Genomic DNA, 15542 nt, shown 5'->3' on the forward strand with positions numbered 1-15542 from the left:
CATGACCAATGAAGTAATTCCGCATAGTCTATTTTCTGAATTTGATGTCGCCTTATTCCAGTCGGGTAAGCACTTCAAATTATACGAAAAGTTCGGTTCACACGAGCTGGAAGTCAATGGTGAAAAAGGCGTTTATTTTGCGGTTTGGGCTCCAAATGCAAAATCGGTCTTTGTAACCGGCAACTTCAATTTTTGGGATAAAGCGCGTCACGCGCTCTATGTGCGCTGGGATGGTAGCGGAATCTGGGAGGGATTTATTCCGGGGCTTGGCAATGGGGAGGCGTATAAGTATGTTATTGAGACTTATACTGGCGAACAACTTGAAAAAGGAGACCCCTTTGCTTTTCAGTGGGAGATCGCGCCAAAGACTGCTTCCATTGTTCATTCGACCTGGTTCGAGTGGCAGGATAAGCAATGGATGCAGGAAAGGGCTGTTAAAAACAGGCTGGATCAACCATGGTCTGTCTATGAAGTGCATTTAGGATCTTGGTCGCGGGATCCCGAAAGTCCGGATACTTTGCTCAACTACCGCGAAATCGCTGTGGCGCTCGTATCCTATGTGAAGGAAATGAATTTTACCCATGTAGAATTTATGCCCCTGATGGAACATCCCTATTACCCTTCTTGGGGATACCAGATAACGGGCTATTTTGCTGCGAGTTCACGCTACGGATCGGCACAAGATCTCATGTATCTGATTGAGGAGCTGCATGCCGCCGGGATAGGGGTGTTGCTGGATTGGGTTCCGTCACATTTTCCAGGTGACGCACATGGTCTTTATCGTTTTGATGGGACGAGCTTATACGAGCATGAAGATCCCCGGAAAGGGTTTCATCCCGATTGGCAATCCTATATTTTCAACTACGGACGTAATGAAGTGCGTTCTTTTTTGATCAGTAATGCATTTTATTGGTTGGATCGTTTTCATATCGATGGACTTCGGGTCGATGCGGTTGCTTCTATGCTCTATTTGGATTATAGTCGAAACGCAGGCGAGTGGATTGCCAATGAGTTTGGTGGAAATGAGAATCTTGAAGCGGTACAATTTTTAAAAGAACTGAATGAGGCCGTCTACGGACATTTCCCACATGTGCAGACCATCGCGGAAGAATCGACTTCCTGGCCAGGTGTCAGTCGCCCAACCTATGCTGGTGGATTGGGGTTTGGAATGAAATGGATGATGGGCTGGATGCATGACACATTGGATTATTTTAAAGAGGATCCGATTAATCGCAGCTATCATCATGATCGACTGACCTTTGCGACAGTATATGCTTTCCATGAAAATTTTATGCTACCGCTGTCACATGATGAGGTTGTCTACGGAAAGCATTCATTAATTTATAAGATGCCGGGCGATGAATGGCAAAAGTTTGCCAACCTGCGGGCATTGTATCTCTTTATGTATACTTTTTCGGGAACAAAATTGCTGTTTATGGGCGGAGAATTTGGGCAGACTTCGGAGTGGAATGTAAACCAATCGCTTGATTGGCATCTTTTGGAATTTGCGCCACACCAGGGTATGAAGCAATTTGTAGCCGACCTGAATACGATTTATAGGAGCCAACCAAGTCTTTACCAGAAGGCTTTTGACGCTTCGGGCTTTGAATGGATAGATGCTGGTGATCGTGAAAATTCGGTTGTGGTCTATTGGCGAAAGGGATTTGACGCCTGGGATGATACGGTTGTTGTACTTAACTTAACGCCTGTTGTTCGGGAACATTTCCGTATTGGTTTACCTTACGCTGGTGAATGGGAAGTGCTGTTGAATTCGGATGATTTGACCTATTTCGGTTCTGGAATACATCAGCTGCTCATTCATAGTGAACACCTGCATTGGATGAACCAGGTACAGTCTGCTCAAGTTCATTTACCTCCGCTTGGCGGATATATTTTGAAAAGGAAGAGAGCGGTAAAGGAAGTCAATCCCATTAAACAAGGCGAGCGTATCCCTGTATAAAATCTTGTTATTAAATCTCATGCTGTAAAAGAAGAATGAACGTATTTCACTTGAGTGTAGAATGTTATCCCGTGGCCAAAGTAGGTGGTCTCGCGGATGTCGTGGGCGCGCTGCCCAAATACCAAACCAAACTGGGATGGGAGGCGGCGGTTGTCATGCCTTGGTATGATCGTCCTTTTGTTAGGGATCATGCTTTTAGCCTAGTTCATGAAGGTACTTTTTATCAAGGATCTGAATTGCTGCGCTACAGTGTTTATAAGGAAGATCATCAGGTACTTGGATTTGAGCTCTACCTGATTAAGATTCCAGGTAAACTCGATCGGCAGGAGGTATATTGTTATCCGGATGAAGGCGAGCAGTTTATCGCCTTTCAACATGCTGTTTTGGCGTGGTTTAAGGATAAAAATATAGTACCTGATATTGTGCATTGCCATGATCATCATGTCGGCTTAATGCCTTTTTTGATGAGGTATAGCAATGACTATAACTTTCTTGCCGACGTTAAAACGGTGGCCACCGTCCACAATGGGCAGTATCAGGGCTGGACGCATTGGAGTAAAGCTATTCTGTTGCCCGCTTTCGATAGTTGGAAATGGGGATTATTGGACTGGGATGGTTTAATTAATCCGCTTGCAGCCCTCATTAAATGTTGCGATGCGTACACAACGGTCTCCGAAGGTTATCTGGAAGAGCTTTATGTGGAAGCAAATGGTTTGCAGCAGCTGTTTTATGATGAGCGAAATAAATCTGTCGGTATTGTCAATGGAATTGACTGGGAAATCTGGGATCCTAAAATTGATTATACCTTGCTAGAAAATTACGATGCTGTACAAGCTTTTTCCGGAAAGTTGAAAAATAAGGAGGCTTTGGCGAAGCAGTATAAAATCAATCCAGATCGACCGTTACTTGTTTTTATCGGCCGATTTGCAACAGAAAAAGGAGCGGATTTACTTCCGGAGATAATTTTGGATTTGACGGAGAAATATCACGATAGATTAAGTATATTTATACTGGGTGCCGGAGACCCAGCGATCCAGTCACGTGTGAAATCACTCGTCGATGATGGAATTGATAATTTTGATGTGTTCTTTGGTTATGATGAAAATCTGGCCCATTGGCTTTATGCCAGTGCGGATTTTCTTTTAATGCCTTCCCGTGTTGAGCCCTGTGGACTTAATCAGCTCTATGCTATGAAGTACGGTACATTGCCGATCGTGCATCAGGTGGGGGGATTAAAAGATACGGTAATCGATCTGAAAAATGATGGCTACGGTATAGGTTTTGATAGTCTGACAATCACTGAAATTAGTGCAGCGATTGTTCGGGCTATAAATTTTTACGATAGTAAAAAGCAGTTTGAGGAGAATCAACGTAAAATGATGCAGTTGGATTTTTCTTGGGATAAATCTGCAGCGAAGTATATAAGTCTATATAACCAATTAATGTAATTTGATATGTCACGTCATAATGTAGTAGCTATCGTCTTGGGCGGAGGAAGGGGCTCACGTCTGTATCCATTGACCGATCAACGGTCTAAGCCAGCAGTTCCCATTGCCGGGAAATATCGCTTGGTGGACATTCCCATCTCGAATTGTCTTAATTCGGGTTTTAACAAGATTTTTGTGTTGACACAATTCAATTCTTCGTCGCTCAACTCCCACATTAAGAATACCTACAACTTTAGTATTTTTAGCAAGGGCTTTGTCGATATTCTGGCTGCTGAACAGACCAACGATGGCGACAAATGGTTCGAGGGTACGGCCGATGCCGTGCGACGATCGTTTCGGAAGCTGGCGAGTATTGATTATGACTATGTACTGATTTTATCAGGGGATCAGCTATATCAAATGGATTTTGATGCACTGGTTGACTTCCACGTCGAAAACGAAGGCGACCTGACCATTGCGACTATACCAGTAAACGCCAAAGATGCCACCGGTTTTGGTATACTGAAATCGGATGAAAAGAATCATATCACCTCTTTTATCGAGAAACCGAATAGCGAGCAGCTGGTAGACTGGAGTTCAGAAGTGAGCGATCATTTAAAGGGTGAGGGCAGAGAATTCCTGGCCTCTATGGGTATTTATGTTTTTTCAAAAGGCGTCCTGAAACGTATGCTTGAAGAGAATCGCGGAATGGATTTTGGTAAAGAAATTATTCCCGATGCCATTGATACAAGTCGGGTGCTTAGCTATCAATTTGAGGGCTATTGGACAGACATCGGTACCATAGGGTCTTTCTATGAAGCCAACATTGGTTTGACCGATAATATTCCGGCCTTCAATCTGTTTGATAAAAATACGGTGTTCACCCGTCCAAGGATGTTGCCGCCTTCTAAGATTTCGGGTACAACATTAATCAATTCGGTCATTTCGGATGGCTGTATTATCCAAGCTGATAAAATAGACCGTTCCGTCGTGGGCGTTCGTTCACGGATTGGTACAGGATCTGTTGTGCGCGGTACTTATATGATGGGATCAGATTATTATGAGGATCTCGTCGATATGGAGGAAGCAAAGCGTAAAAATATACCTGTGGTCGGTGTTGGAGAACGGTGTTATATTGAGAATGCTATTTTGGATAAAAATTGTCGTATCGGCAACGATGTCCGGATCAATGGTGGACCTCATTTGCTGAACGCCAATCACCCCACCTATACCATTTGTGACGGCATTGTTGTTATCAAAAAAAATGCTGTAATTCCAAATGGAACAACAATAGGATTGACAAGCTTATAAAATTTATAGAACAAGGGAGATAATATATTGTTATCATTTCATGTTATTCATATAAAAGTATCTTGAAAAGTAATTACCTGAAGTCAAAATTTGCCTAATACCGGCAAATTAACGTCAGATGGTATTGTCTTTGCTAGCAAAGAATAGATATTATAATGAATAGTATGCGATTGAGACAGATTATCTCCCTTTGTTTTGTGTTGTTTGTTCTTTTGGGCTGCCAAACGTCATTGATGGTTCAAGGTACAGGTGTCTTGCGTGATGCCTCACGAAAATTCGAGCTTCGCCATGGCGATCGATCAGTCGTTTATATTCCAATGCGGCATCTGGGTACGCGGGTGTACTATGATCAAATTCAGCGCGCTGTAGATTCCCTCCAACGTTCGGGCTATGTTGTTTTTTATGAAAGTATCGCCTATCAGGTGGATAGTGCGGCACAACGTGATCTGTATGACCGCAAATTTAGAAAACTTACAGGCAATCGGCTCGGGCTGCAGCAATGTATTGAAATACCGGGCGATACCTCCCGGGTTCTTCGGGCGCCCATGTACCGTAAACTGGGGCAACGAATCATCAGTCAGCCCGATTATTCCTTTTTCCTGGTGAATTATGAAACGGCGGTGAATGCGGATATTCCCAAAAATAAATTGCTTGACGAGTTTGAATACCTGTATGGTACGATCAAACTGGATGATTGTGATTACAAAACACCGCTCCAAGAACCTTATTCCTGTAAACCGATCAAAGCAGCCTTAAAGAACAAATTTGATAAAGAATTTGTCATGAAAAAAAGGGAAGAAAACCTGGCATCATTAGTTGCTGACGCCCCACAGCAAAAGATTTTAATCTTATTCGGAACCTCACATTTTAAAGGCTTTTTGCGTAATTTGCAGGCTCGGGATCCCAAATGGATACAGATCAACTAATATGTTAGGAAAACTATTTATTATACTGCTTATACCAGTAACCATTTATGTTGTTTATTACCTGTTAAATCGTACGGCCAAAAACAGCAAAGCCATTAAACGTGTATTAAGCGATGAAGGAAAGGAAATTCTGGAAAAAGAAGTTGCCTATTACCGCAATCTGTCCGATGAGGATAAATTGGAATTTGAAACCCGCTGTTTAAAATTTTTGGATACAGTCAAAATTGAAGGTGTGGGCGTAGCGGTTGAGCTGAAAGATTATATGATGATTGCCGCCAGTGCAATTATCCCAATATTTGCCTTTAAGAAATGGACTTATCCCAATTTGACCAATATTATGGTTTATCCTTCCCAGTTCAATACAGCGTATGAATTTGAAGGCCATGCTGACCGAAATATAATGGGAATGGTAGGTGAGGGAGCCATGAACGGACAAATGATATTGTCCAAATCGGCATTGGAGTATGGTTTTAGGAACCCAAAAGATGGACAGAATACAGCGATACATGAATTTGTACACTTGATCGATAAAACCGATGGTACTGTGGATGGCATTCCAACACATCTGATGGATAAAGCTTCAGTCATTCCTTTTATGAATCTGATACGGGAAGAGATTGCCAAAATAAAGGCGAATAAATCTGATATTGATGTCTATGGCATGACCAATCCAGCCGAGTTTTTTGCAGTTGCGTCTGAATATTTCTTTGAGGACCCAGCGAAATTCAAGACCCATCATCCTGAACTGTATAAAGCACTTTCTGAAATTTTTGAACAAAGTTAGTTATAGATAAATAAAATTTTACTATTTTTAAGGCAAACAGAAGTTGTTTGCCTTTTTTCTGCGAGCACCCTGCTCCTGGGCTGGAAAGAAGATCATCGCTTCGCTAAAGTTTTGTTAATTATAACTGTTATGCCTAAAACTACAATTTATTCTTCTATTGCCCTGGCTTGTATGCTATTTTGCGGCAGTAATCCGGGATTTTCCCAGCAGCGTTTTGCTACAGGGACAACATTTACTGAAATGGCCGATCCGACAAAGGATACGTTATCCAACTGGTCGAATGTTAAAGCCGGCCTACATGCTTCGTTTGTATCGATAGACAAACGTTACCCCAAATCTGTCAATCCAAATCTGACAACACAACGTACGGCGACTGTAGATGCCTGGAAAGGTGAACAAGTATCGGCGCAAGTATTGTTATGGACCAGTGCTGCCACAGCGCATGTCGCTGTATCAGCAAGTGAATTAAAATCTACAACAGGCAAGGTGATTGGCAGCGATGCGGTACAAGCGCGTTTTGTTCGTTATGTCATGACTGATGAATTTGCAAGTGGCTGTGGCCATCGTAAGCCAGAAGATTTTAAAGCTTCTCTTTCGGCAGATATGTTGGATGATCTCAAAAGCTATGACCTTGAAGCGAAGAAAGTCCGTCCTGTATGGATTACCGTAAAGGTTCCCAAGGAAGCTGCCGCAGGACAATATAAAACGACAATTTCGGTTCAGCAAAATGGCAAGGTGAAAGAGCAATTACAGCTTATCGTCAATGTTCAAAATCATGTGCTGCCGCCATCGTCGCAGTGGACTTATCATTTGGACCAATGGCAGCATCCTTCTGCTGTGGCTCGGGTCAATAATGTGAAGATGTGGAGCGATGAACATTTTGAAGCGTTGAAGCCGACCATGAAACAGCTTGCAGCTGCTGGGCAAAAAGTGATTACAGCGACTTTAAATAAGGATGCGTGGAACGTACAGACCTATGATCCCTATGCGGATATGATCACCTGGAAGAAGGCCAAAGACGGTTCCTGGGCTTATGATTATACTGTTTTTGATCGGTGGGTAAACTTTATGATGGATCTAGGGGTCAACAAACAGATCAATTGCTATTCGCTTTTGCCATGGAACAACGAGGTACATTATTTCGATGAGAGCAAAAATGAACTGGTCAATGTGATTGCAAAACCCGGTACAGCAATATTTGAGGAGCTATGGACGCCTTTCTTAAAGGATTTTAGTAAGCACATTACCGCAAAGGGCTGGTTAAAGATTACCAATATTGCGATGGATGAAAGAGGCCGGGAAGAAATGGATCCAGCGATCGCCTTGTTGGAAAAAGTAGCGCCCGAATTTGGTGTTGCATTTGCTGATAATCACAAAAGCTACCAACGCTATCATAAGAGTACAGATATCAGCGTCGCCGCTGGCGATCCTTTTGATCAGAACGATCTTATTGAGCGACGTAAAAAAGGATATATCACGACATTTTATGTGTGCTGTTCGGACGAATTTCCAAATCAATTTACGTTCTCGGATCCAGCAGAATCCACCTATATGGCTTGGTATGCGCTGGCGGCAGGTTTCGATGGGGCACTGCGTTGGGCATTCAACTCCTGGGTGAAGGATCCACTGCATGATTCAAGGTTCCGTACGTGGCCGGCAGGAGACACCTATATCGTTTATCCGCAAGGAAGAAGCTCTATCCGTTACGAGCGTATGTTGGAAGGTATTCAGGATTATACCAAAGTCGGCATTCTGAAAGCCAAGTTGGAGAAGTCAAAAGATCAAGCCAACTTAGCGAAGCTAAATGCAAAAATTGCAAAATTAAATACCGCAAAACGCTATGCGGACTGGAATAAAGATCTCAATGATGCAAAGCGTTTTGTCGATGAGTTGTCGCGACAAATCAACTAAGGATTTATCCAAGCTATCATTTTAAAAAAGCTGTTTCAATGAATTTGAAACAGCTTTTTTTGTTGAATACAATTTCTTTTTATTTCAAGTATAGCGAATTGTTGGCTTTAATTTGAGCCCAGTATATACCTGCTCCCAATTGAGGCTGTTATTGCACATTCGACCAGATTATACGCTTGGGAAACGACAGACCTGTTCAGCTAATGTCCCAAACCATTACGCTACATTATTGTTGTTATTAAATAGCGGCAATATAATTTGCACGATGCCGCTATCACAAAATCTTAAATTATAGTATAAGTATGAAAAATGTAGCACACCAGATTGTGGGTCTTTTAAAGGATGCGGGAATTCAGCGTATTTATGCCGTAACGGGCGATAGTTTAAATTTTTTCAACGAAGCTGTTCATGCAGATGGAACGATGCAATGGATACATGTCAGGCATGAGGAAGTGGGGGCGTTTGCTGCAACGGCAGAAGCTGATTTGCACGGGATCGCTTGTTGTGCGGGAAGCAGTGGGCCTGGGCATGTGCATCTGATCAATGGTGTTTATGAAGCACACAAGACTCGTGTACCCATGCTTGTGATCGCATCAACATGTGCTACCTACGAATTTGGAACCGATTATTTTCAAGAAACCAATCCAATCAAACTGTTTGATGATTGTTCTTGCTACAACCAAATGATCACTCGGCCGGAGCAGGTGCAACGTATGGTGCAAAATGCATTACAACAGGCTATCTCTAAACGGGATGTTGCAGTTATCGGCCTACCTGGTGATGTATCAGAAATGGAAGCGGTTCAAATGAATACTTCAACGAAGGTGTTTTTTACCGAGCCGCAAATTAGACCTTCGGAGATGGAAATTGGGCGATTGGCACAATATATCAATCAAGCAGAAAAGATAACCTTGTTCTGTGGTGTGGGGGCCAAGAAAGCACAGCAGCAAATTGTAGCATTATCACAAAAGATCCATGCGCCAGTAGGTTATTCATTTAAAGCAAAGTTGGATATCCAACGCGACAATCCCAATGAAATCGGGATGACAGGACTTCTAGGAATGGCTTCAGCATTTCAAAGTATGCATCATTCCGATCTTATTTTACTTTTAGGGACTGATTTTCCTTACAAGGATTTTATACCGACCAACAAAACCATTATCCAGATTGATATTGAAGGTGAAAAGCTAGGGCGTAGATCCATCGTAGACTATGGGCTTGTTGGCGATATTGAGCATACCTTAAAAGCGGTATTGCCCTTTGTAGAAGCGCGTTCGGATACGAAATTTCTGGAGAAGCAGCTTGCTTCTTATGAAAAGGTCAAGGAAGATCTCATGACGTATGTGGAGGATTCAGGCAGCGAATGCGCAATACAGCCAGAATTTGTCGCTCATACCATTGATCAGAAAGCCAGTGATGATGCTATTTTCTTGCTTGATACCGGGATGTGCTGTGTTTGGGGAGCACGTTATATTAATCAGCGAAAGGATCGAATCATGCTGGGGTCTTTCAATCATGGTTCTATGGCTAATGCCATGCCAATGGCTATTGGAGCTGCATTGACACATCCTGAGCGCCAGGTTATTGCTTTTTGTGGCGATGGAGGCCTATCCATGTTGTTGGGGGATCTTGCAACAATAAAACAATATAACTTACCGATCAAAATCATCGTCTTCAACAATCGTGCACTTGGTATGGTTAAATTGGAGATGCAGGTATCAGGTCTTAAAGATCAGGAAACTAATATGGTCAATCCAGATTTTGCGATGATCGCCCAGGCGATGGGCATACGTGCATTTACGGTGACTCAACCCCAGGAGGTGGATGGTGTTATCCATGAGGCTTTTGGGATTGTCGATGAGCCTGTCCTAATTGATCTATATACCAATCCCAATGCATTGGCTATGCCACCCAAGATATCCTTCAGTCAAATGAAAGGGATGACAGAAAGTATGGCAAAATTAATGTTGTCGGGTAATTTCGAAGAGGTGTGGGATACCATTAAGTCTAATTATAAACATTTGAAATCGCTTTGATCCCTCGTCATCGAATTATTGAATATATTAAAAGCCCCAAAAAGCATAAAGCAGAGGGGCTTATTTTGTGTTAAAAGTGACTTGAATGTGTGGCGGTCAGACCATAAGAGGCTGATCGGCGGATAGTCGAAATTTGAAGGAAAATGTTATCTCAACATTGACGTTGAACAAACCAAAGGCTTTTAAGTAATTCTTCTTTACAGCGTCTGAGTTTTTCAATTTTGGATTCGGAAGGAATCGTAACTTGCTCTTTAACAATAATAGCCAAGTCTGTTTCAATGGACAATTTTGTGAGTGATGTACATCCACTATCAAATTTCTTAAAGCTTACATCTTTCATACTAATATTGGTTAAGAATTCCTGAATTTTATAATGTACAATTTACTAATAAAAATTAGCTTTACAATAAGCCTACGATAATTTTATTGTTACTAAATTGTTTATTTTTAATAGCTTATATCGTGCTAAAATAGTAGACTGTTATCTAACTTATAAACAATATTCGCTTGCTTTTTGTTTTTTGAATTTGAAAATTTTAAATGGTAGTTATTTAAAACAAAAATTCTTTTGAATTGCTATCTATACGATCAAACAAAAAATAGACGATGAGAATAATCAATTTCGGATTTATAGCGTTGCTGTGTTGTGCTGGCTGCCATCAGGAACAAAAAAAACAAGTTACTTCAACGAAACGCAATGATACTGTTCAAACTACTCAACCGTTGGATACCGCGGGGTTTCTTAGTGGAAAGAGTACATATCAGTACCTTAAAAATGGCGATACCATTTCACTGTCAATCACTGTTGATGGAGAAAAGGTACAGGGTGATCTTAGCTATGCCTGGAAGGAAAAAGATCGTAATAGCGGACATATTGATGGTGTATTGAAGGGGGACATTTTAACGGCCGATTATACTTTTTCTTCTGAGGGACAGGAATCGGTCCGCCAGGTGATATTTAAATTATCTAAAGCTCGTGCAATGGAAGGTTATGGTGCGATGGAGGAGAAAGCTGGAAAAATGTCTTTTGTTGATCCGAAGAAGATTGCATTTGATGAGAAATTCGCGTTAGAAAATGTAACGAAGGGCCAATGAGATCAGCTTGGGGGTAAAAATTAATAGGCCGATCAATAGCGCGGTGATGCTGCTTATCATCACTGCCGCTGCGGCGACATCTTTCATCTTTTTGATGTTTGGGTTATGTTCTGGACAGATAAAGTCAGCCATATTTTCCAATGCAGTATTTAACAACTCACAGACGAATACAAAACCAATGGCAAAGAGTACAGCAATCCATTCGTGGGTACTGATGTGAAGCACAACGGATAGCAGTATGGCCATAATGGCCGCTATACAATGCACCCTGAAATTATGTTCTTCCTGCCAGGCTGTTTTCAACCCACTGAAAGCATAGTGAAAACTCTTTAATCTGGCACGGAATGAAAAGTTGTTTTTGGCCATAGTTGTTATGCTATTTTCTGTAAAGATAGCGCTTTCTGCTTATCCAGGTATACTGGATTTTTTTATTGCATGTTGTCTATTATGTCCGCGAGTTTTGTTATGTATATTAGCCTTCACTAGGTAATTTATCGTGCGATCTGAACCCCCTTTTACTTTATCATATTTTTTTTTGCAAATGCCTCCTAATTTTAATTAAATTGCTGTATGATCTATAATTTTGACAAAACGATTGTTCGTCGTGGTACCGATTCGGTCAAATGGAATCAACATGATTATGCCGATTTGATTCCACTCTGGGTTGCGGATATGGACTTTCCAGCAGCACAACCAGTCGTGGATGCACTTGCGCAACGGGTTCAACATGCGGTATATGGTTATGCTACGATTCCAGCTGCTTTTTACAGCGCAGTGATGAGCTGGTCCTCACGGCGACATAAATTTGTACTTCAACCGGAATGGATACTTCCAGTTATCGGTGTGGTACCGGCGCTTTCGGCTTTGGTTAGCGCATTGACATCACCCGGAGATAAGGTTTTGGTGCAAGAACCTGTATATCATTGTTTTTTTTCTTCCATAGAACGCAATCAAGCCCAGGTGGTTTCCAATGACCTGATTTATCGTAATGGCGAGTATACGATCGATTTTGAGGATTTTGAGCATAAAGCAAGTGATCCGAAAGTCAAGTTATTTATTTTATGTAGCCCACATAACCCGGCTGGGCGAGTTTGGACCCGAGCTGAGCTTGAACGTCTTGGTGAAATCTGTTTGCGACACCAAGTTTTAGTCATTTCGGATGAAATTCACTGCGATCTGGTATTTGAAGGCTATACACATATTCCTTTTGGAAGTATCAGTGCAGCCTTTTTGGCGAATTCGATTACCTGTGTAGCACCGAGTAAAACCTTTAATTTGGCGGGATTGCAGGTCGCTACAGTCCTCGTGGCCGATCCTGAACTCAAGAGGAAGGTGCAACAGGCTTTCTTAGCTAATGAGATCAGTAGCATTAGCCCCTTTGCCATTACGGGCTTGATCGCTGCGTATGAGTGGGGCGGGGAATGGTTGGATCAGGCTTTAAGCTACATCCATGCAAATTATCTGTATTTGAAAGGCTTTATGAACGAACATCTGCCTGCTTTGCATGTGCTTCCTTTGGAGGGTACTTATCTTGTATGGGTAGATTGCGCCGCTTTGGGGATTTCAAGTCGAAAATTGGGAAAGCTCTTATTGGATGAAGCGCATGTGCAGGTGAATGTAGGTGCGATGTACGGGAAGGGGAGTGATGACTTTATTCGCCTCAACATTGCTTGTTCGAGGGAGATATTGACAACAGGCTTGTTGCGTTTGAAGACTGTTTTCTCTTCTTTGCTCCAAGGGGCAAAATAGTACGCGAAGCTATTCTGAGTTAGATGAATAGGTTCTGATTTACGGTGAATTCTTCGTTCGTAGTGGCACGCCGCCGGGCGAATCGGAAATAGCGTGGTGAACAAAAAAAGCCGCTGCATCTCTCGATGCAGTGGCTTTCTTGCGCCTTGTTTTAGACCAGATTAGATACCCATTTCTTTCAGGATAAAATGCGCGTTGTCAATTTTATCGGCAACCCAGAGGACATAACGAATGTCGACTCCGATGGATCTGCTGTAACTCTCGTTCCAAGCGAAATCATTAATTGTTGCGTCGTAAGCACGGTCAAAATTTACACCGATTAATTCACCATTGGCATTCATAATTGGAGATCCTGAATTTCCACCTGTGGTATCCATATCATATAGGATATTGACCGGTACGGATCCCAGATCCTTTTGAAGATACGGACCAAAATTTTTGTTGAGGTAAGCTGTCTTGATTTCTTGTGGATAGTCAAATTCTGCTAAACCAAGATTTCCTTTTTGAATAATCCCTTCGATTGTTGTAAACGGTTTCATATAGGTTGCGTCAGCAGGCGAGTAGCCTTTGATGTGCCCGTAAGTCAGACGTAAGGTTGAATTTGCATCAGGAATAAAGTTCTTGGCCTGGAAAATTTCCTTAACGGCGACATAATCGCCCATTAATTTGTTCAGTACCCCTTCACGTCTTTTTTGTTCAGCAGCGAACTGGACAATATCATTGTTCAATTTGCCCTGGAAATCCAATAATTTGTCGTCAAATTTCTGAAGTGCATCGGCATTGGCCAAGACAGTATTTAGTATGTAATTTTGATCGCCAAGTTTACTGTTCTGAATAATCTCTGTTGCAAATTCTTGTGCAGTAGCCGTATTAAATTGCAATTTCTGAATGGAGGCCAATTGATTTTTACCTTGGAATGCAATGGCATCTTCCAACATTCGGGAGAAAATACGCTGATCAGCTTGCTTATTGTAGCTTTCGTAAGTTTCTTTAAGTGCTGTTTTTAACTTTTCAATATTTAAATCGAAAAGCTGTTTGGCCGCCTGGGATGATTTTTCCTTGGCTAAGTTGGTTTTCAGAACGTTTAGGTCGCGAGCTACTTTCAATAAGCTTGTGCTGTTGTAAATATTGTTGATCCAAAGTTCTTTCAGGGCATCTTGATCACTGAGCTGATAATAGGCATCAATATCAGCGAGTAGACTTCCATATTTGTTTTTCAATTCGGGTTTACTTAAGATAAACGCTGCCAGTGCTTCGTCTTCTTGTTTTTTTGTCGATAGCAAGTCGATTCCTCGTAAGCCCTTGAGTTTACCACGATAGTTTTTCAATACATTCGCATTACGTTTTATGCGTGTTGCCAAGGACAAGGCGATATCGGTATTGTCTTTTCCTGCTTCCTCCATCTGTTTATTTTGGAAATCATACAGGTTGGATACGTAAGGCAAAAGATATTCCTGTTGATATTGAATATATTGTGCTGGTCTGTGTCGGAATGTTTTTCCGGGATAACCAAGGATAAAGGTGAAATCATTTTCCCGTACACCATTTGGATTGACTTTAAGGTGTTTTTTGGGCTGGTAAGGAACGTTATCTTTAGAATAAGGTGCAGATTTTCCGTTTTTGCCGACATAAGCTCTCAGAAAAGAATAATCTCCCGTGTGGCGTGGCCATACCCAGTTATCGGTCTCTCCACCAAATTCTCCGATGTTTTGACGTGGAATATAAACTAAACGAACGTCTTCAATTGTTTTATAACGGAATAGGACATAACTTTTGCCGATAAACATTTCCGATACTTCAGCTTTAATCGTCGGATCTTCCTTTTCAGCTTGTTTAACCAGTTCTTGTTGTTTACGTTTGATCGTATTGATACGCTCCACTGGATCGCTGATGTTGGCGACAGCATTTAATATTTTAGCGGAAACATCCTCATAAGAATCGGTAATTCTTATTTTTAATCCTTTTGCCTCAATTTCCTGCTCTTGATTTTGTGCGACAAAACCGTTTTTTAGGTAATTGTTGATTGCTGTACTCGCAAGTTGAACGGCAGAAAAAGCACAATGATGATTGGTAATAATCAGACCACGGTTTGAGACAAACGATCCAGTACATCCACTGACTTGAACCAGGGCATCTACCAGTCCGACCTGGCCAGGATTGTAGATGTCTCTCTCACTGATCTTTAATCCGGCTTTCTTCAATCCAGCTCTATTTAATTCGCTCAATGGAAACATTCCCTCATCAGGATTTGCCTTGCTATAAGGACTGTTTGCCATGGTTAAGAATAAAGCTAGTGCAATTGTCGTACGATTTATAAACTTCATAGGATTTTAACTATCAACT

Annotated in this window: 12 protein-coding genes; 9 read left to right on the plus strand and 3 right to left on the minus strand. The window is 41.8% G+C overall.

Annotated features, from left to right (window positions below; genetic code table 11):
* Position 1: 1 nt before the first annotated feature.
* The 7 genes from glgB to B3600_RS22270 all read left to right on the plus strand — a co-directional run bounded on the left by glgB (position 2) and on the right by B3600_RS22270 (position 10355).
* Complete coding sequence (gene glgB / locus B3600_RS22240; protein ID WP_286754421.1) at positions 2 to 1960, plus strand: 1,4-alpha-glucan branching protein GlgB; 1959 nt, start codon at positions 2 to 4, stop codon at positions 1958 to 1960.
* Between the two features lie 35 nt (positions 1961 to 1995).
* Entirely contained in the window at positions 1996 to 3408 is a 1413-nt protein-coding gene (locus B3600_RS22245; protein ID WP_286754422.1) for a glycogen synthase, read from the plus strand.
* A 6-nt stretch (positions 3409 to 3414) separates the two neighbouring features.
* Positions 3415 to 4698 (plus strand): glucose-1-phosphate adenylyltransferase, encoded by a 1284-nt coding sequence (locus tag B3600_RS22250; protein WP_070569746.1) that lies wholly within the window; start codon positions 3415 to 3417, stop codon positions 4696 to 4698.
* Between the two features lie 155 nt (positions 4699 to 4853).
* The gene (locus B3600_RS22255; protein WP_172462363.1) at positions 4854 to 5624 is read left to right on the plus strand and encodes a hypothetical protein; all 771 of its coding nucleotides are present in this window, start codon (positions 4854 to 4856) and stop codon (positions 5622 to 5624) included.
* 1 nt (position 5625) lies between these two features.
* Positions 5626 to 6408, plus strand: coding sequence for a zinc-dependent peptidase (locus B3600_RS22260; protein ID WP_286754423.1), 783 nt, complete (start codon positions 5626 to 5628; stop codon positions 6406 to 6408).
* Positions 6409 to 6537: 129 nt separating this feature from the next.
* Positions 6538 to 8319, plus strand: coding sequence for a DUF4091 domain-containing protein (locus tag B3600_RS22265; RefSeq protein ID WP_286754424.1), 1782 nt, complete (start codon positions 6538 to 6540; stop codon positions 8317 to 8319).
* A 302-nt stretch (positions 8320 to 8621) separates the two neighbouring features.
* Positions 8622 to 10355, plus strand: coding sequence for a thiamine pyrophosphate-dependent enzyme (locus B3600_RS22270; protein ID WP_286754425.1), 1734 nt, complete (start codon positions 8622 to 8624; stop codon positions 10353 to 10355).
* A gap of 151 nt (positions 10356 to 10506) precedes the next feature.
* On the opposite strand, the gene B3600_RS22275 is transcribed toward B3600_RS22270, so the two are convergent.
* Positions 10507 to 10695, minus strand: a complete 189-nt coding sequence (locus B3600_RS22275) for a hypothetical protein (RefSeq protein WP_112374468.1) — start codon at positions 10693 to 10695, stop codon at positions 10507 to 10509.
* Between the two features lie 266 nt (positions 10696 to 10961).
* Here B3600_RS22275 and B3600_RS22280 point away from each other — a divergent pair, with 266 nt between their 5' ends.
* Entirely contained in the window at positions 10962 to 11450 is a 489-nt protein-coding gene (locus B3600_RS22280) for a hypothetical protein (RefSeq protein WP_070569756.1), read from the plus strand.
* Here the strand turns inward: B3600_RS22280 and B3600_RS22285 are convergent.
* Complete coding sequence (locus B3600_RS22285; RefSeq protein ID WP_070569758.1) at positions 11424 to 11816, minus strand: diacylglycerol kinase family protein; 393 nt, start codon at positions 11814 to 11816, stop codon at positions 11424 to 11426. The two genes, B3600_RS22280 and B3600_RS22285, sit on opposite strands and share 27 nt — an antisense overlap.
* A gap of 204 nt (positions 11817 to 12020) precedes the next feature.
* Here B3600_RS22285 and B3600_RS22290 point away from each other — a divergent pair, with 204 nt between their 5' ends.
* Complete coding sequence (locus B3600_RS22290) at positions 12021 to 13199, plus strand: MalY/PatB family protein (protein ID WP_201639397.1); 1179 nt, start codon at positions 12021 to 12023, stop codon at positions 13197 to 13199.
* Positions 13200 to 13360: 161 nt separating this feature from the next.
* Here the strand turns inward: B3600_RS22290 and B3600_RS22295 are convergent, their stop codons facing one another.
* On the minus strand, positions 13361 to 15523 hold the full coding sequence (locus tag B3600_RS22295; protein WP_286754426.1) for a S46 family peptidase: 2163 nt from the start codon (positions 15521 to 15523) through the stop codon (positions 13361 to 13363).
* Positions 15524 to 15542: the final 19 nt, after the last annotated feature.

It is taken from the genome of Sphingobacterium sp. UBA2480 (assembly GCF_002341965.1).
GTDB lineage: Bacteria > Bacteroidota > Bacteroidia > Sphingobacteriales > Sphingobacteriaceae > Sphingobacterium > Sphingobacterium multivorum.

What these genes read in the sequence shown, in the direction of transcription:
- B3600_RS22275 (WP_112374468.1), bottom strand. Translation starts at nt 10,695, where the DNA reads ATGAAAGATGTAAGCTTTAAGAAATTTGATAGTGGATGTACATCACTC.
- B3600_RS22265 (WP_286754424.1), top strand. Translation starts at nt 6,538, where the DNA reads ATGCCTAAAACTACAATTTATTCTTCTATTGCCCTGGCTTGTATGCTA.
- B3600_RS22260 (WP_286754423.1), top strand. Translation starts at nt 5,626, where the DNA reads ATGTTAGGAAAACTATTTATTATACTGCTTATACCAGTAACCATTTAT.
- B3600_RS22280 (WP_070569756.1), top strand. Translation starts at nt 10,962, where the DNA reads ATGAGAATAATCAATTTCGGATTTATAGCGTTGCTGTGTTGTGCTGGC.
- B3600_RS22270 (WP_286754425.1), top strand. Translation starts at nt 8,622, where the DNA reads ATGAAAAATGTAGCACACCAGATTGTGGGTCTTTTAAAGGATGCGGGA.
- B3600_RS22255 (WP_172462363.1), top strand. Translation starts at nt 4,854, where the DNA reads ATGAATAGTATGCGATTGAGACAGATTATCTCCCTTTGTTTTGTGTTG.
- B3600_RS22285 (WP_070569758.1), bottom strand. Translation starts at nt 11,816, where the DNA reads ATGGCCAAAAACAACTTTTCATTCCGTGCCAGATTAAAGAGTTTTCAC.
- glgB (WP_286754421.1), top strand. Translation starts at nt 2, where the DNA reads ATGACCAATGAAGTAATTCCGCATAGTCTATTTTCTGAATTTGATGTC.
- B3600_RS22290 (WP_201639397.1), top strand. Translation starts at nt 12,021, where the DNA reads ATGATCTATAATTTTGACAAAACGATTGTTCGTCGTGGTACCGATTCG.
- B3600_RS22250 (WP_070569746.1), top strand. Translation starts at nt 3,415, where the DNA reads ATGTCACGTCATAATGTAGTAGCTATCGTCTTGGGCGGAGGAAGGGGC.
- B3600_RS22245 (WP_286754422.1), top strand. Translation starts at nt 1,996, where the DNA reads ATGAACGTATTTCACTTGAGTGTAGAATGTTATCCCGTGGCCAAAGTA.
- B3600_RS22295 (WP_286754426.1), bottom strand. Translation starts at nt 15,523, where the DNA reads ATGAAGTTTATAAATCGTACGACAATTGCACTAGCTTTATTCTTAACC.